Raw genomic sequence first — 17,152 nt, forward strand, 5'->3', positions numbered from 1 at the left:
GCGAAGGCGCTTTCAAAGCCAACATTGCTGCCGCCGGACATTCCGCTTTCGCAAGCCAACCCTTGCGATACACGCTTAGCTGCGGTTCAACGCGCGCAGGATCGCAGCACTTTCGGCATCCGGCGTGCCATCGAACAGTGATGGACGGAAGTGCATCTGGAAGGCCGCGATCACATGCCGTGTGGCTACATCCAGCTCACCCGTCTGCGGCGTTTGGTAGCCGAGTCGTGCCAGCTCTTCCTGGAACCAGGTAATACTCGGCAGGGCAGCGCTGTATTGCTGCTGGAATCGGGCGACTGCCTGTGCATCCGGCCACATCCCCAAACCTTCAGCGGCTAAACGCTTCCACGGGAACAGGGGGCCCGGATCGAGCTTGCGCAGCGGCGCGATGTCGCTGTGACCGATGATATTCCGGGGGTTGATGCCATTGCGCTTGCTGATGTCCTTGAGCAACACCACCAGCGACTGCACCTGTGCTTCGGAGTATGGGTACCACACACGGCCCGTTGGCGTGTCGCGATACCCTGGGTTGACGATCTCGATGCCAATGGAGCTGGAGTTGAGCCAGGTGCGGCCCATCCACTCGCTTTCCCCGGCGTGCCAGGCACGCTGGCTCTCATCCACCAGTTTGAAGATGGTGCCTGAAGCGTCGTCGCCGATCAGGTAATGGCTGCTGACCTGGCCGTGCGTCAACAGCGCCAGGGAGCGTTCAAGGCCGGTAGAGGTGTAATGAACAATGACGAACTGCACGCGGTTATCGTGGTTCATCGAAGGGTGATTGGTGTCCAGGCGCGGGCCGCTGGCGCAGCCGGCGAGGAGCAAAAACACAAAAGCGACGTACAAGGATTTCATGGCAAAGGCATTACACTGAAGACGATAATGCAATAGTGTAACGTAACGTTTGAGGCTCGGCGGTCAAATCCGGGCTTTTAAACAAAATGGAACATTTTTCAGGCCGCCTGTACCCGGTTACGCCCGGCAGCCTTGGCCCGGTATAACGCCTCATCGGCGCGCTTGAGCGCCAAGTCACTGCGCTCACCTGGCTGAAACTGCGCCAGGCCCATGGACATCGTGATCGTCACCGGCTCGCCCTTGAAGTGGAACGGGCACGCTTCAATCGCTGCACGCAGCCCTTCACCCACGGCCAAGGCCTCCTCCAAGGCGGAGTCAGGCATCAGCAACACAAACTCCTCACCGCCAAAGCGCGCGATAAAGTCGTTGGGGCGCAGGTATTTGCGCAACACGTTGGCGATGATTTTCAGCACCTTGTCACCGGCCAGGTGACCGTAGCCATCGTTGATCCGCTTGAAGTGGTCCAGATCCAGCATGGCCAGGGACAAGCTATTGCCGCGCTGGTGCCAGGTATTCACTTCATGATCCAGACGCTCACTCCACGCCGCACGATTGGGCAGGCCGGTGAGCGGGTCGATCAAGGCCTTCTGGCGTTGTACCTCCAAATGCTCGCGGTAACCCTGGGCTTCCTTTTCCATGTTTGCGACACGTTCAGCCAAGCCCTTCAGCCGCGCCGCTACCTCCTGCTCGCGCTGGTCACGCTGCTGCTGGTGTTCATCCATAGTGCCGAGCAGGCCTTCAAGATGGCTTTCCAGCACCTGCTTGAGGCTGTCCAGGTCAGCCGCTTCCTGCACACTGCTTTGCAGGCCGTCGACCTGCTCACGGATCTGTGTATCCAGTTCCCGCGCGGCCGAACGGCTGTCGGCGTGGCCGTCACTGGCCACCTGCAGATGACCCTGGAATGCCTCGAGGCGCTCGTTGAGCTGCTTGAGGTAGGCTTCGAACTCGTGCTGGCCGCTGTCGGTGATCGCCAGCATCAGCACTGCAAGGTCATCAAGGATCGGCAGCAATTCGTACCAGTTCAAGCCGTGGGCCAGGCGTTCGCGCATGGCTTCGGCTTGGGGCCGGTGGCGCTCGGGCAGCGACAGATCATCCAGCAAGCCGAGCAAGGTGCCTTCGATATGGCTGGCGACCGAACTATAAGACGGCTCGGGCGAATCGGGCAGCGCGTAAACGCCGTCCGATTGCAGCATATCCGGGTCGGGCTCGGGGCTTTCCATCACAGGAGGTAGCGACAGGCTGCCGATGGCGGTTTCATCCGGCGTAGCCACCTCAGCCTGCGGGACCTCGATAAACGCAGCGAGGGCGCTCTCGGGAACGGTTTCCTCTGCCTCGGGTTCAGACGTCGCGGCAGGCGCAGTGGTGGGCGTAGCGATCGGCGCCGCTGGCGCCGGGGCCTCAAAGACAAACGTTTCGGCGGCGACCTCTGTAGCTTGCACCGGCGTGATCGGCTCAGGCTGTGCCTCGACCGGGGTCTGCGGCAACGGCGCAAAGGCGCGCAAGGCGTGTGTCAGCTCTTCGGATTGCGCGGGCTCCTGAGGCTCGGGCTTGGGCGCGGCGGGGACGGGTTTCGGCGCAGCCAGCGCCGGTACAGGCAGTGGCGTCGATTGGGCCACCGGCACTTCATTCGAAACCTCTTTCGCGCCAAACAGACGTTGCAGCAGGCCCGGCCCAGTGCGCGTGGTTTCGCCATCCGGCTCCAGGTTACTCAACGCCTGCTCTTGCAGGCTGCTCAGCTCACTGAGCAACAGCGGGATCTCACGCGCCTGCCCGACCCGGCCGTCCAGCTGCTTGGCGAAGGTTTTCAACGGGCGGGCCACCTCACGCGGCAGTGGCAACTTCTGCAATTGCACGACCAGCGCGGTGAGCGCAGTGCTGATCTGGTCGACCCGGGTTTCGCGGCGCTGCTCCGAGTCGAGCACGGCTTTTTCCAGGCGAGGCAACAAGGCGGCGAGAGCGGCGTCCATGTCGTCCGTACGCACCACGTCGCGCATCTCTTTCATGCATTGATCAACCGCGCGGTCGGTCCCTTCAGCCGCCAGCGTGCTACGCACCAGCCCTCGCCGTAACAGGTCAAGGCGGGCGGCCCAGCGACGTTCGAGCTTGTCTTGCTGCTCGACACTTTTCAGGTATTTCTCTTTCCAGCGCTGGGCGTCGTCGCTCATGCAAGGGGTCCGCGAGGGCCGGGGCTCAACGCGGGTAATGCATCAGCCGTGAGCGAACCCGGCAGACGAATCTCTACCGCGACCGGCAGGTGATCGGAGATGGGCTGCGCCAACACCTGCACGCTTTCGAGCGTAAGGGTCGGGCTAAGCAGGATATGGTCCAGGCAGCGCTGCGGGCGCCAACTGGGAAACGTGGCTTCGACTTGCGGCGCCAGTAACCCGAGGTCGCGCAACGGGGAATTCTGCAACAGGTCGTTGGCATGGGTATTCATGTCACCCATCAGTACCTGGTGCTTATAGTTGCTAATCATTTCACGCACATAGGCAAGCTGCAGGTTGCGCGCACGCCCCCCGAGCGCCAGGTGCATCATGACCACCACCAAGGCTTCCGGGCCTTCGCCGAATCGCACGAGGATCGCCCCACGCCCCTTGGGACCTGGCAAGGGGTGATCTTCGATGGCGGTGGGTTTCAAGCGACTGAGCACGCCATTGCTGTGCTGCGCCAGACGCCCCAGGTTGCGGTTGAGTTGCTGATACCAGTAGGGGAACGCGCCGAGTTGAGCCAGGTGTTCCACTTGGTTGATGTAGCCAGAGCGCATGCTGCCGCCATCAGCTTCCTGCAGGGCGACCAAATCGAAGTCGTTCAGCAGGTTGCCGATTTTTTGCAGGTTAACGGCCCGCCCGGTGTGCGGCAGCAGGTGCTGCCAGCCCCGGGTGAGGTAGTGCCGGTACTTCTCGGTGCTGATGCCCACCTGGATATTGAAGCTGAGCAGGCGCAAGCGGCTGTCTGCCGGCAGGCCCGTGGACTCCAGATGATGTTCGTTGACCTGCGGATCATGCAGGCCAACCACACGTTCAGTACCCCAGCGGCGCATGGTAGGCCCCTTACTTGGCTGCGCGCTCTTTGGCGATCAGTTGGTCGGCAACATTGAGAGTCTGCTCAGGACCACCGGTCGTGCCCAGGTCGAAACGGTATTTACCGTTGACGATCATGGTCGGTACGCCTTGCACGCCATACTTCTGGGCCAGCTCTTTGTATTGAGCCATTTTGCCCTTGACGGCGAACGAGTTGAAGGTTTCGAGGAACTTGGCTTTGTCGACGCCTTGGGTAGCAACGAAATCAGCCATGTCTTCCGGCTTGGTCAGACGCTTGCCTTCTTTTTGGATAGCGTTGAAGACGGCGTTATGAACCTTGTGCTCAACGCCCATGGTGTCCAGGGTGATGAAGAGCTGACCATGGGCATCCCATGGGCCACCGAACAGCGCAGGGATACGCTTGAAGTTCACGTCGGCCGGGAGTTTCTCAGCCCACGGATTGATGGTCGGCTCAAAGGCGTAGCAATGCGGGCAGCCATACCAGAACAGCTCCACCACTTCGATCTTGCCAGGCTCCGAAACGGGGACCGGGTTGGCCAGTTCTACGTAGGTTTTACCGGCTTCAAGCGGCACGTCGGCAGCTTGTGCGGTCATGCCGAAAAGACTGGCAGTGACGAGAGCGGCGCTGAGGATCAGATTACGCATGCTTTACTCCTGGACAAATAAAGTCGCCTCACGCGACCTTTAGGTGTGACAGGTCTGCGCGGGCATGAGTTCGTTAGTGTAACGGCACCGGCCACAAAAAAGGGCGGCCTAAGCCACCCTTTTTATGCTTGCATCGACGGATTAATCGAGCGTTAACGTACCGCCTGAATCAGTGCAGGCCCTGGATATACTGGGAAACCGCTTCGATATCCTTGTTGCTCAACTTGCCGGCAATACTTTGCATAATTTTGGTATCGCCATCGTTGGTGCGATTACCCTCACGGAAGTCCGTCAGTTGCTTGGTGATGTACTGGGCATGCTGGCCGCTCAGGTGCGGGAAACCGGCAGCAGCAAGGCCGGCGCCGTTAGGCGAATGGCAACCGAGGCAGGAAGGCATGCCTTTTTCCAGGTTTCCACCCCGGAACAGTTCTTCGCCGTGAGCCACCAGCTTTGGATCGGCAGCTCCCACACTGCCTCTCTGGCTGGCAAAATACGCAGCGATGTCTGCCAGGTCCTGATCGCTGAGATTAGTCAGCAAGCCGGTCATTTCGAGCACCGTGCGCTTGCCGTCCTTGATGTCGTGCATCTGCTTGGTCAGGTAACGTTCACCCTGGCCTGCCAGTTTAGGGAAGTTTGGCGCCGGGCTATTGCCGTCCGGTCCGTGGCAAGCACCACACACGGCGGCTTTCGCCTGGCCCGCTGTAGCGTCGCCTGCAGCATGGGCAACACCGGTGATGCCCAAGGTCAACAGCAGACTCACGATCAGTTTGTTCATCAGCTAATCCAACTACGGCTAAGGGTTTAAGAGTTATCTACCGGGTTTACTCACCATCAACTCAATGATGGCCTGGTAATCCTCAGTACTGCAGTCCATGCACAAACCACGCGGCGGCATTGCCTTGAAACCCTGGGTCACGTGTTGCACCAGCGTGTCCATACCTTGCGCCAGTCTGGGCGCCCAAGCTACCTGATCACCCCGTTTGGGGGCGTTGGGCAGTTGGCCGGCATGGCAAGCCACGCAAACTCGGTTGTACACCGCCTCCGGATCCTGTGTAGCCTGAGCGCCGTAAAGCGGAACCAGGACACCAAAAGCGAGCAACCATCGGGTCATACATCGACCTTTTCAGGGTTTGAGAGCGTTTTGCGTTCTAATGCGCAATGAAGGTCTTTCGCTCCCGTGAACTTCATCCTTCGCTGGGACAAAGCACACACAAAATCTGCGGCATTATATACTGGCGCTACTGAAACGGAAACGACACCGCTTGCCGCACCCTTTTTCGGCACCGCCCACATCGGAAATCTCATGCAACTCAAGAATCCCATCCTCGGTCTGTGCCAACAGTCCACATTCATGCTCAGCGCCGCCAAAGTTGACCAATGCCCCGATGACGAAGGCTTTGAAGTCGCCTTTGCCGGTCGTTCCAACGCTGGCAAATCCAGCGCACTGAACACCCTGACTCACGCCAGCCTGGCGCGCACCTCGAAAACCCCGGGCCGCACGCAACTTCTCAATTTCTTCAAGCTAGACGATGATCGGCGTCTGGTCGACCTGCCGGGCTACGGATATGCAAAAGTACCTATCCCGCTGAAGCTGCACTGGCAGCGTCACCTGGAGGCTTACCTGGGTGGCCGGGAGAGTTTGAAAGGGTTGATTCTGATGATGGACATCCGTCATCCAATGACCGACTTCGACCTGCTGATGCTTGATTGGGCTGTCGCCAGCGGCATGCCGATGCACATCCTGCTGACCAAGGCCGACAAGCTGACCTACGGTGCCGCCAAGAACACCCTGCTCAAAGTGCAGTCCGACATTCGCAAAGGCTGGGGTGATGCGATCACCATCCAGCTGTTCTCTGCACCGAAGCGGATGGGCCTGGAAGACGCCTACACCGTGCTGGCAGGCTGGATGGAATTGGCCGACAAGGGCACTGAAATCGCGGAATAACTTTTCTGCGGGCAAAAAAAACCCCGGACTTCGTATGGGGAGGGGAAGTTCGGGGTTCAAGTTCCGGACCGCTAGGGCGGGGTCCAGATATCTGCCAACACTTAACACAACATAGGAGCATTGAAGGGCTTCACCACCCATTCAGTAACTCTGAGTAGCAATTCACGGGTTAAGTTCCGGCAGGTTCAAAAAACTATTGGAAATAGCCGGCGGCGATTTTTGATCTAAAGCACTCTGCCACCGCCCTCGCAAGTGGCAGAGCCGCAAAATCAGTGCGCCTCGTCCCAGTTATCGCCCACACCCACATCCACCACCAGTGGCACGTCCAACTGAGCCGCCGCGCTCATGTGCTCGCGGATCTTCTCGCTGACTTGCGCCACCAGGTCCTCACGCACCTCGAGCACCAGTTCATCGTGCACCTGCAGGATGACCTTGGCATCCAGGCCCGATTCAGTCAGCCAGTTATCCACCAACACCATGGCTTTCTTGATGATGTCTGCCGCCGTGCCCTGCATGGGCGCGTTGATTGCCGTGCGCTCGGCCGCCGCTCGTTCCTGAGGCTTATTGGAATTGATATCCGGCAAATACAGCCGACGCCCGAAGAAGGTTTCTACATAGCCTTGATCAGCCGCCTGGGCACGCGTGCGCTCCATGTACTCGCGAACACCTGGGTAGCGCGCGAAGTACACATCGATGTACGCCTTGGCAGTCTTGGTATCGACGCCAATATCTTTGCCCAACTTCTGCGCGCCCATGCCGTAGATCAGGCCAAAGTTAATCGCCTTGGCACTGCGGCGCTGATTGGACGTGACCTCAGACAATTCAACCTTGAACACCTCGGCCGCCGTAGCGGTGTGCACGTCCAAGTCATTGCGAAACGCATTCATCAAGCCCTCGTCCTTGGACAAGTGCGCCATGATCCGCAGCTCGATCTGCGAATAGTCCGCCGCCAGCAGCTTGTAGCCCTTGGGCGCGATAAACGCCTGGCGGATCCGCCGCCCTTCGGCGGTGCGCACCGGGATGTTCTGCAGGTTCGGGTCGCTGGACGACAAGCGCCCGGTAGCTGCCACAGCCTGATGATAGGACGTGTGAATGCGCCCGGTGCGCGGGTTGATCTGCTCCGGCAGGCGGTCGGTGTAGGTGCTTTTCAATTTGCTCATGCTGCGGTACTGCATCAGCACCTTGGGCAACAGGAAGTCATCTTCGGCCAACTTGGCCAGCACTTCTTCGGCCGTGGACGCCTGCCCCTTGCCGGTCTTTTTCAGGACCGGCAGGCCCAGCTTCTCGTAGAGAATGGCTCCGAGCTGCTTGGGCGAGCCCAGGTTGAACGCCTCACCGGCGATCTCGAACGCCTGGCGTTCCAGCTCCACCATCTTGTTGCCCAGCTCGATGCTCTGGATACCCAACAGGTCCTTATCCACCAGCGCACCCTGGCGCTCAATACGCGCCAACACCGGCACCAAAGGTATTTCGATATCGGTCAGCACACTGGCCAGGCTCGGGATGGCCGCGAGTTGTGCGTGCAGTGCCTGATGCAGACGCAGCGTCACGTCGGCATCTTCGGCCGCGTAAGGGCCGGCTTGCTCAAGCGGGATCTGGTCGAACGTCAGCTGCTTGGCGCCCTTGCCGGCGATGTCCTGGAAGCTGACGGTGTCGTAGTCCAGATACTTCTTCGCCAGGCTGTCCATGTCGTGCCGGGTGGCGGTGGAGTTCAGCACATAGGATTCGAGCATGGTGTCGAAGGCGATACCGCGCACGGTAATGCCCTGTTCAAAGTCACCACCGATGGCACAGTTGGCCAGGATGTTCATGTCGAACTTGGCGTGCTGGCCAACCTTGAGCTTGGTCGGGTCTTCCAGCAATGGCTTGAGGGCCAGCAACACGGTGTCACGATCCAGCTGCTGCGGCGCACCGATATAAGAGTGGGTCAGCGGTATGTAGGCCGCTTCGTGAGGCTGCACGGCAAAGGAAACCCCGACCAACTGCGCCTGTTGGGCGTCAATCCCAGTGGTTTCCGTGTCAAACGCGAACAACTTCGCGTCATTGAGCTTCTTCAGCCAACGGTCGAATGTCGCTTGGTCGAGGACAGTGGTGTAGGACGTCTCCACGGGCGCGGAGGCAATCACCTCAACCGCTTCTTCGGTGGCCGGAGCAGCTTGCGCCGAGGCCTTCAACTCGACACGCTTGGCGTCGCGCTGAATCTCATCGAACCAGCTCTTGAACTCCAGCAGCGTGTACAGCTCCAGCAGCTTTTCGCGATCCGGTTCGATCAGGTGCAAATCATCCAGGCCCACGTCCAGCGGCACGTCAATCTTGATCGTCGCCAGCTGATAGGACAGGAACGCCATTTCCTTATGCTCTTCCAGCTTGGCCGGCAGGTTCTTGGCGCCCCGAATCGGCAGGGTCGGCACAATATCCAACTGCTCATAAAGCTCTTTGAGGCCGCCGTTCACGCCCACCAACAGGCCGGAAGCAGTCTTCGGACCAATGCCCGGAACGCCCGGGATGTTGTCGGAGGAATCGCCCATCAACGCCAGGTAATCGATGATCTGCTCGGGAGCGACACCGAATTTCTCCTTCACGCCCTCGATGTCCATCGCGCTACCGGTCATGGTGTTGACCAAGGTAATGTGCCCGTCGACCAGTTGCGCCATGTCCTTGTCGCCCGTGGAAATCACCACCGGCCGGTCGGCGGCCGCACTGCTGCGGGCCAGGGTGCCGATCACGTCATCGGCCTCGACGCCTTCAACGCACAGCAGCGGGAAGCCCAGCGCGATCACGCTTTGGTGCAGCGGCTCGATCTGCAGGCGCATGTCATCAGGCATGCTGGGGCGGTTAGCCTTGTATTCAGCGTACATGTCATCGCGAAAGGTCCCACCCTTGGCGTCGAAAACGACCGCGAACGGGCTGTCCGGGTACTGCTTGCGCAGGCTTTTGAGCATGTTCAACACGCCCTTGACCGCACCGGTCGGCAGGCCTTTGGACGTAGTCAGCGGTGGCAGCGCGTGAAAGGCGCGGTACAGGTAAGACGAACCGTCCACCAGGACGAGGGGGGCTTGGCTCATGAGCAGGATCAACCTTTTCGGCGGGTCAGGCGCTAGAATAGCCGGACCAATGACGACAAAGGGACAAGGTTATCATGCGTACAGTAAATCGCTTGTTGTTGACCGGCTTGATTGCACTCACTCCGATGGTGGCCATGGCGGCAGACAGTGCGCCTTCAGGCGACCCGGAAGTCACCATTCGCACGGAAGGCGACAAGACCATTCAGGAATACCGCCAAAATGGCTTCCTGTACGCGATCAAGGTGACCCAGAAAGGCTTTCCGCCGTATTTCCTGGTGCGCGCGGACGGAACCGATGCGAATTTCATCCGTTCTGACCAACCGGATATGCTGATCCCGTCATGGAAGATCTTCGAATGGAAATGATTTCTTAACTTAAATTGGCGCCGCGCACTGCGGCGCCCGTACTGGCAGTTTTAACCATGTCTGTGTTTACCCCCCTGGCTCGGCCCGAGCTGGAAACTTTTCTCGCCCCTTACGGGCTCGGCCGCCTGCTTGATTTCCAGGGGATTGCCGCCGGTAGCGAAAACACCAATTTCTTCATCAGCCTGGAACAGGGCGAGTTCGTCCTGACCCTGGTTGAGCGCGGCCCCGTTGCAGAAATGCCGTTCTTCATCGAACTGCTCGACGTGCTCCACGACGCCGACCTGCCGGTGCCTTACGCCCTGCGGACTACCGATGGCGTGGCCCTGCGCGAACTTGCCGGCAAACCCGCGCTGCTACAACCGCGCCTGGCCGGCAAGCACATCAAGGACGCCAATGCGCAGCATTGCGCCCAGGTCGGCGACCTGCTCGGCCACCTTCACCTGGCGACTCAAGGCGAGAAGGTGCTGGAACGCAAGACTGATCGCGGGCTGGATTGGATGCTCCGCGAAGGGGCGCAGCTGATTTCGCACCTGAACGACGCACAGCAGCGCCTGCTGCAAGATGCACTGGCCGAAATAGACGCTCACAAAGCCGAGATCCTCGCCCTGCCGCGCGCCAACGTTCACGCTGATTTGTTCCGCGACAACGCGATGTTCGAAGGCACCCACCTGACTGGGTTGATCGACTTCTACAACGCCTGCTCAGGCCCGATGCTGTACGACGTGGCGATCGCGCTGAATGACTGGTGCTCGGACGCCGATGGCGTGATCGATGGCCAACGCGCCCGCGCGCTGCTGGGCGCCTACGCAGGGCTGCGCCCGTTCACCGCCAAGGAAGCGCAATGGTGGCCGACAATGTTGCGCGTAGCGTGCGTGCGCTTCTGGCTGTCACGCCTGATCGCCGCGGAGTCGTTTGCCGGGCAGGACGTGTTGATCCATGACCCGGCAGAGTTCGAGCACCGGCTCGCGCAGCGTCAACAGGTTAACGTGCACTTGCCGTTCGCACTCTAAAGACCTGCTCGGTAAATATGTGGGAGCGGGCTTGCCTGAGATAGCGGTGTCGACTGACACATCGCCATCGCGGGCAAGCTCGCTCCCACATGGGTTACGCGGCGGCGGTTAAAGTGATTCCAGGCACCCGGCCAGGTCATTCCCCAACTTCTCCAGCACCTGCTCATAACCCTGCGCCGTAGCCGGCGTGTAACCGCCCAACGCATCCAGCTCCGCCAATTTCACCGGCAAACCGGCGACCAGCGTCTCGGCTAGGCGCGGGCGCAAGGGCGGCTCGCTGAACACGCAGGTCTTGCCCACTTCCTGCAACCGCGTGCGCATCGCCGCCACATGCTGGGCGCCTGGCTGTACTTCGGCGGCGACGCTGAACACGCCAGTGTGCTTGAGCCCGTAAGCGTCTTCGAAGTAATCAAAGGCCTCGTGAAAGACGAAGTAAGGCTTGTCCCCCACACTCGCCAACCGAGCCTTCAAGCGCGCATCCAACGCATCCAGACGCTCATCGAACGCCTTCACGTTGCTCTGATAGCGCGCGGCATTGGCCGGGTCGGCCGTGCTGAGGTCAGCCGCCATGCGCGCCGCGATGACGCGAGCGTTCACGGTCGACAGCCACAAATGCGCGTCCAGGCTGCCTGGGCGGTGATCGTGATCATGTTCGTCGGCATCCTCGGCATGCGAGTGGCTATCTTCGGCGAAACGGCGCAGCTTCATGCCCGCAAGGTCCTGTACCGCCACGGTCGGCAGGCTACGCCCCTTGAGCACGCGCGGCAGGAAGCTCTCCATGTCCGGGCCGATCCAATACAACAGGTCCACCGACTGCACACGCCGTACGTCGGATGGGCGCAAGGCATAGTTGTGCGGCGAAGCGCCGGGCGGCAATAACACCTCCGGAATGGCCACACCGTCCTGCACCGCCGCGGCGATCAACTGCAACGGCTTGATGCTGGTCAGCACCTTGACCTCGGCTTGAGCAGCCCCGGCGATGAACAAACTGGTGACAAATACGACAAAAACGGGAAAAAGTCGGGACACGATGACCACTCAATGGCGTAGGAACGGGTAACATAATAACGTCTCTATCAAATGTCTGTCGCCGCTCATGCCTATTACACCGCTTGCCAGCCGTCCCCACGACCACTCTCACTGCGTGCATACCGCGCTGTCGGAGGCCGATACCCTGTGCGCACGCCAAGGCCTGCGCCTGACTGCGCTGCGTCGCCGCGTGCTGGAGTTGGTGTGGCAGAGCCACAAGCCGCTGGGCGCCTATGACATTCTTGGCGTGCTCAGCGAGCAGGATGGCCGCCGCGCCGCGCCGCCGACGGTGTACCGCGCGCTGGATTTCCTGCTGGAAAACGGCCTGGTGCACCGCATCGCCTCACTCAACGCCTTTGTCGGCTGCAACCACCCGGAACACGCGCATCAGGGCCAGTTCCTGATCTGCCGCGAGTGCCACGCGGCCATCGAGCTTGAACAAAAAAGCATCAGCGACGCCATCATCAAGAGCTCTGCCGAGGTTGGCTTCAAAGTTGAAGGGCAAACGGTCGAAGTGGTCGGGCTTTGCTCGGGCTGCCAGGGGGCTTGATGAGCAACGCGTTAATCCGCCTGGAACAGGTCGGGGTCACGTTCGCCGGCCAAGCCGTGCTCGATAACATCGCACTGAGCGTGGAACCGGGGCAGATCGTCACCCTGATCGGCCCCAACGGCGCCGGCAAGACCACGCTGGTTCGCGCCGTGCTCGGCCTGCTCAAGCCCGACACCGGCAGCGTGTGGCGCAAGCCCAAGCTACGCGTCGGCTACATGCCGCAAAAACTGCACGTCGACCCAACACTGCCATTGTCGGTGCTGCGCTTCCTGCGCCTGGTGCCAGGCGTAGACCGCGCCCGCGCGCAGGAAGCGCTCAAAGAAGTCGGCGCCGAACAGGTCATCGACAGCCCGGTGCAAAGCATCTCGGGCGGCGAAATGCAGCGCGTCCTGCTGGCCCGCGCCTTGTTGCGCGAGCCGCAATTACTGGTGCTCGATGAGCCCGTGCAAGGCGTCGACGTGGCCGGCCAGGCCGAGCTGTACAGCCTGATCACCCGCCTGCGCGACCGGCATGGCTGCGGCGTGCTGATGGTCTCCCACGACCTGCACCTGGTCATGAGCACCACTGACCAAGTGGTGTGCCTCAACCGCCACGTCTGCTGCTCCGGCCACCCGGAACAGGTCAGTGGCGACCCGGCGTTCGTCGAGCTGTTCGGCAAAAACGCCCAAAGCCTGGCGATCTATCACCACCATCACGACCACGCCCACGATCTGCACGGCGCTGTCGTCGACGACCCCGCTACATCCCACACCCACGTTCATGGAGATAGCTGCAAGCATGGCTGATTTTCTGCTCTACGCCCTGCTGGCAGGCTTGGCTTTGGCACTGGTGGCGGGCCCATTGGGCTCGTTCGTGGTTTGGCGGCGCATGGCCTATTTTGGCGACACGTTGTCGCACGCCGCGCTGCTGGGCGTGGCCATGGGCTTTTTGCTGGATGTGAGCCCGACCATCGCCGTGACGGTGGGCTGCCTGCTGCTGGCGGTGCTGCTGGTGACCCTGCAACAGCGCCAGCCGCTGGCCTCCGACACCCTGCTCGGCATCCTCGCGCCGAGCACCTTGTCCCTGGGCCTGGTGGTGCTGAGCTTCATGCATGAAGTGCGCATCGACCTGATGGCCTACCTGTTCGGCGACCTGCTGGCGATCAGCCCGACTGACCTTGCCTGGATCCTCGGCGGCAGCGCCGCCGTGCTGGTGTTGCTGGTAGCGCTGTGGCGCCCATTGCTGGCGATCACCGTGCATGAAGAGCTGGCCACCGTGGAAGGTTTGCCCGTACCGGCCCTGCGCATGACCCTGATGCTATTGATCGCAGTGGTGATCGCTGTCGCGATGAAGATTGTCGGCGTATTGTTGATCACGTCGCTGCTGATCATTCCCGCAGCCGCTGCCCAGCGCCACGCTCGCTCACCCGAGCAGATGGCGATCGGCGCCAGCCTGCTGGGGATGCTTGCGGTGTGCGGGGGCCTGGCGCTGTCCTGGTTCAAGGACACGCCGGCCGGGCCGTCGATTGTAGTCACGGCGGCCGCCCTCTTTCTGCTGAGTTTTGTCCTGCCCCGTCGAGGGGTGTAGACTTGCTCGCTTTTTGCGCAAATAGAGAGTCGCAGGAATGAAGCCGTTCAACGTCCGTTATCTGCTCCTTGCCGCATTTTCCCTGCTGCTGGGCGCCTGTCAAAGCACACCGCCCGCTGCCACCGAGGTACCGGACACACGCGCTGCGGCAATCGCGCAGCTGGAGCAAAACCTGGCCAGCAGCGAACTGGCGACCGCCGAAGACGAGCTTGCCGCCTTGCAGGCCCAATCGCCTAACGACCCGACCCTGGAGCCTTACCAGCGCCAATTGGCCGAAGCCTACCTGCAGCGCAGCCAGATCGTGCTGCAAAAAGGTGACGTCAACGCTGCCGCGACCGCCCTGAGCCGTGCCCGCGCGCTGATGCCCAAGGCCCCGGCGCTCACCGGCGGCGTGAACAGTGCCATCAGCCACGCCCGCAAAGTCGAGCTGGATAAAGCCGAAGCCGCCCTGAAAGCGGCCGAAGCCAAGCCAGCGGCCAAGGTCATCGACCCTGCCGCGCAAAGCACCACCGTGGCGCTGAACCTCACTGACATCGAAGAACTTCGCCATCAGTTGGATGCGATCGCCACCGACGTGGTGAATTACCAGTGCGACGTGAGCATCCAGGCCCCGCGCACGCAGGATTACCCATGGTTGGCCACGTTGCTGACCAAACGGGTGAAGAGAATTGATTCGGGGTATGACCTGAAGATTCACCGGCAAATCTTGAAACGGATTCCGGCGCAGATTGTGCTGATACCGCGCAAGGCGCAATAAAGCTATCGGGAGCAAGCCCCCTCCCACATTTGAAATGCATTCCAAATGTGGGAGGGGGCTTGCTCCCGATAGAGGTCTAACAAACAACCAAAAGCTTAAGCCGGAATCGCCTTGGCCTTAGGCTCACGGTCCCAGACCCGGTGCTGCGCAATCGCCGCAAAGAATGCCTTGAACGCTTTGGCATCCGACCCCACGATCAACCCCGCATCCGCCTCAAGCTTGAGCTGATCCAGCAGCGGCTTGGCATCGCTGGCAACCGTGATCGCCTTCAGATGCTTGTACGCCTCCAACAGGAAGTGCAACGCCACGCCATCGCCGCTCAACGCCTTGATCGACTCCTTGCCACCCGGTACGAACACCGCGTCAAACGCAATCGACGGCATGCCTTCCATCGACGCATCCACCGCCAGGCTCTTGCCATCTGCGGTCTTCACCGGTGCCGACGTCGGCCCCAGCAGTTTGGCGTGCGCCCCTTCGGCTTCCAGCGCCTTCTTGATTGCATCAATCGCCGCACCGTCCACGCCATTCGCCGCAAGGATCGCGACTTTGCGTGTCTTGATATCGCCCGACAGCAAGTTCACCTGGCTCAACGCCGGCGACGCTTTCAGCGAGGTCTTACGCGGCGGTACGGTGCCTTTGGTCGGCGCCGGCAAGCCGAGGTTTTGCGCAACGCGCTTGGCCAGCTCCAGGTCGATATTGGCCAGGATCTCGTTGACCTGACGGGCGCGGATAAACTCGCGTTCCACCTTGCCCAACTCGAAGCTGTAGGCCGCGATGATGTGCTCTTTCTCGTGGTGGCTCATGCTGTGGAAAAACAGCGTGGCCTGGGAGAAGTGGTCCCCGAACGACTCACTGCGTTCACGCACCTTATTGGCATCGACACGCTCGTAGTAGGTCTCGAACCCGCCATCCTGAGCAGCCGGTGGCGTCTCTTTCGGCCAACCGCCGTCAATCGAGTTCGGCTCGTAGGCCGCACGGCCCTTGTCGATCACCGTGCGGTGCTGGGCGTCGCGCTGGCCGTTATGGAACGGCGTGACCGGCCGGTTGATCGGCAACTCATGAAAGTTAGGGCCACCGAGACGGCTGATCTGGGTATCGGTGTAGGAAAACAGGCGGCCTTGCAGCAAGGGGTCGTTGGTGAAATCGATACCCGGCACGATGTGGCCTGGGCAAAACGCGACCTGCTCGACTTCGGCGAAGAAGTTGTCCGGGTTACGGTTAAGCACCATCTTGCCCAACGGGGTAATCGGCACCAGTTCCTCGGGGATGATTTTGGTCGGGTCGAGCAGGTCGAAGTCGAACTTGTGCTCGTCTTCTTCGGCCACGATTTGCACACCCAATTCCCACTCAGGGTAGTCGCCGCTCTCAATCGCTTCCCACAGGTCACGACGGTGGTAATCGGTATCTTTACCGGCAAGCTTCTGCGCCTCGTCCCACACCAGGGAGCAGGTGCCGACTTTTGGGTGCCAGTGGAATTTGACGAAGCTCGACTTACCTTCGGTATTGATCAGGCGGAAGGTGTGGATGCCAAAGCCCTGCATGGCGCGCAGGCTTTTTGGGATGGCACGGTCGGACATCGCCCACAGCACCATGTGCGCCGATTCCGGCTGCAGCGAGACGAAATCCCAGAACGTGTCATGGGCCGAGCCGCCGGTAGGAATCTCGTTATGTGGCTCTGGTTTTACCGCGTGCACGAAGTCCGGAAACTTGATCGCGTCCTGAATGAAAAACACTGGCATGTTGTTGCCCACCAAGTCGAAGTTGCCTTCGTCGGTGAAAAACTTCACGGCAAAACCGCGCACGTCACGCACGGTATCGCCCGACCCACGCGGGCCCTGCACCGTAGAGAAGCGCACGAACACCGGGGTTTTATGCTCGGGGTTACGCAGGAAACCGGCCTTGCTCAGCGCCGAATGGTTCTCGTAAGTCTGGAAATAACCATGGGCGCCCGTACCACGGGCATGCACGATGCGCTCCGGAATACGCTCATGGTCAAAGTGCGTGATTTTTTCACGCATGATGAAGTCTTCCAGCAGCGAAGGGCCACGGGCACCGACTTTCAGGGTGTTCTGGTTATCGGCAATCTTGACGCCTTGGTTGGTGCGCAGCGCCTGGCCGGTTGCATCTGAGCGGAATTCCTCCAGGGCCTGCAACTTGGCGTTGGTGTTGCCACGGTCCAGGGTATCGGTGCCCGCGAGCTCACTCTTCGGCGGGGTAGCTGGCTTCTTGGTACTCATCAGACAAAACTCCTTATTCAAAGTAGCCAGAGCGGTCCCCGGCGCGTTTGAGCAAAAAACCCCAGGCACGGCACCTGGGAAATCGAGTTG

16 protein-coding genes are annotated in these 17,152 nt (G+C 60.7%); 7 read left to right on the forward strand and 9 right to left on the reverse strand.

Annotated features, from left to right (window positions below; genetic code table 11):
* Positions 1-75: 75 nt before the first annotated feature.
* The 6 genes from JFT85_RS15450 to JFT85_RS15475 all read right to left on the reverse strand — a co-directional run bounded on the left by JFT85_RS15450 (position 76) and on the right by JFT85_RS15475 (position 5,649).
* Positions 76-852, reverse strand: a complete 777-nt coding sequence (locus tag JFT85_RS15450) for an N-acetylmuramoyl-L-alanine amidase (RefSeq protein WP_053253679.1) — start codon at positions 850-852, stop codon at positions 76-78.
* A gap of 98 nt (positions 853-950) precedes the next feature.
* Complete coding sequence (locus tag JFT85_RS15455) at positions 951-3,017, reverse strand: GGDEF domain-containing protein (protein ID WP_169876348.1); 2,067 nt, start codon at positions 3,015-3,017, stop codon at positions 951-953.
* Positions 3,014-3,892 carry an endonuclease/exonuclease/phosphatase family protein gene (locus JFT85_RS15460; RefSeq protein WP_053253677.1) on the reverse strand — a complete coding sequence of 293 codons (879 nt, stop codon included), beginning with the start codon at positions 3,890-3,892 and terminating at the stop codon, positions 3,014-3,016. Before JFT85_RS15460 ends, JFT85_RS15455 begins: the two co-directional genes overlap by 4 nt.
* 10 nt (positions 3,893-3,902) lie before the next feature.
* Positions 3,903-4,538, reverse strand: coding sequence for a thiol:disulfide interchange protein DsbA/DsbL (locus JFT85_RS15465; protein ID WP_053253676.1), 636 nt, complete (start codon positions 4,536-4,538; stop codon positions 3,903-3,905).
* 169 nt (positions 4,539-4,707) lie between these two features.
* A complete protein-coding gene (locus tag JFT85_RS15470; protein ID WP_069551807.1) occupies positions 4,708-5,313 on the reverse strand; it encodes a c-type cytochrome in 606 nt (201 codons plus the stop codon).
* Between the two features lie 33 nt (positions 5,314-5,346).
* Entirely contained in the window at positions 5,347-5,649 is a 303-nt protein-coding gene (locus JFT85_RS15475) for a c-type cytochrome (protein WP_053253674.1), read from the reverse strand.
* 192 nt (positions 5,650-5,841) lie between these two features.
* On the opposite strand from JFT85_RS15475, the gene yihA reads away from it, so the two are divergent.
* Positions 5,842-6,483, forward strand: a complete 642-nt coding sequence (yihA, locus tag JFT85_RS15480; RefSeq protein ID WP_053253673.1) for a ribosome biogenesis GTP-binding protein YihA/YsxC — start codon at positions 5,842-5,844, stop codon at positions 6,481-6,483.
* Positions 6,484-6,752: 269 nt separating this feature from the next.
* Here the strand turns inward: yihA and polA are convergent, their stop codons facing one another.
* Positions 6,753-9,548 (reverse strand): DNA polymerase I, encoded by a 2,796-nt coding sequence (polA, locus tag JFT85_RS15485; protein WP_053253672.1) that lies wholly within the window; start codon positions 9,546-9,548, stop codon positions 6,753-6,755.
* A gap of 74 nt (positions 9,549-9,622) precedes the next feature.
* Here polA and JFT85_RS15490 point away from each other — a divergent pair, with 74 nt between their 5' ends.
* Together JFT85_RS15490 and JFT85_RS15495 are read left to right on the forward strand one after the other, a co-directional pair.
* Positions 9,623-9,913, forward strand: coding sequence for a DUF2782 domain-containing protein (locus JFT85_RS15490; RefSeq protein WP_053253671.1), 291 nt, complete (start codon positions 9,623-9,625; stop codon positions 9,911-9,913).
* Positions 9,914-9,969: 56 nt separating this feature from the next.
* The gene (locus JFT85_RS15495) at positions 9,970-10,923 is read left to right on the forward strand and encodes a homoserine kinase (RefSeq protein ID WP_053253670.1); all 954 of its coding nucleotides are present in this window, start codon (positions 9,970-9,972) and stop codon (positions 10,921-10,923) included.
* Positions 10,924-11,031: 108 nt separating this feature from the next.
* Here JFT85_RS15495 and JFT85_RS15500 read toward each other — a convergent pair whose 3' ends face one another.
* Positions 11,032-11,961, reverse strand: coding sequence for a zinc ABC transporter substrate-binding protein ZnuA (locus JFT85_RS15500; RefSeq protein WP_053253669.1), 930 nt, complete (start codon positions 11,959-11,961; stop codon positions 11,032-11,034).
* 58 nt (positions 11,962-12,019) lie between these two features.
* Here JFT85_RS15500 and zur point away from each other — a divergent pair, with 58 nt between their 5' ends.
* The 4 genes from zur to JFT85_RS15520 are packed head-to-tail and all read left to right on the forward strand — an operon-like array spanning position 12,020 to position 14,825.
* Positions 12,020-12,502: a zinc uptake transcriptional repressor Zur gene (gene zur / locus JFT85_RS15505; protein WP_053253668.1), complete on the forward strand. Its 483-nt coding sequence runs from the start codon at positions 12,020-12,022 to the stop codon at positions 12,500-12,502.
* The gene (gene znuC / locus JFT85_RS15510; RefSeq protein WP_069551805.1) at positions 12,502-13,287 is read left to right on the forward strand and encodes a zinc ABC transporter ATP-binding protein ZnuC; all 786 of its coding nucleotides are present in this window, start codon (positions 12,502-12,504) and stop codon (positions 13,285-13,287) included. Before zur ends, znuC begins: the two co-directional genes overlap by 1 nt.
* Complete coding sequence (znuB, locus tag JFT85_RS15515) at positions 13,280-14,068, forward strand: zinc ABC transporter permease subunit ZnuB (protein ID WP_017139100.1); 789 nt, start codon at positions 13,280-13,282, stop codon at positions 14,066-14,068. The genes znuC and znuB overlap by 8 nt, the downstream gene beginning before the upstream one ends.
* Positions 14,069-14,105: 37 nt before the next feature.
* Positions 14,106-14,825, forward strand: coding sequence for a PA5502 family lipoprotein (locus JFT85_RS15520; protein WP_069551804.1), 720 nt, complete (start codon positions 14,106-14,108; stop codon positions 14,823-14,825).
* 95 nt (positions 14,826-14,920) lie between these two features.
* On the opposite strand, the gene katE is transcribed toward JFT85_RS15520, so the two are convergent.
* Positions 14,921-17,083, reverse strand: coding sequence for a catalase HPII (gene katE / locus JFT85_RS15525; protein WP_255311522.1), 2,163 nt, complete (start codon positions 17,081-17,083; stop codon positions 14,921-14,923).
* Positions 17,084-17,152 lie beyond the last annotated feature (69 nt).

Origin of the sequence: Pseudomonas sp. TH04, from assembly GCF_016651355.1 — a bacterium.
Taxonomy (GTDB): domain Bacteria; phylum Pseudomonadota; class Gammaproteobacteria; order Pseudomonadales; family Pseudomonadaceae; genus Aquipseudomonas; species Aquipseudomonas fluorescens.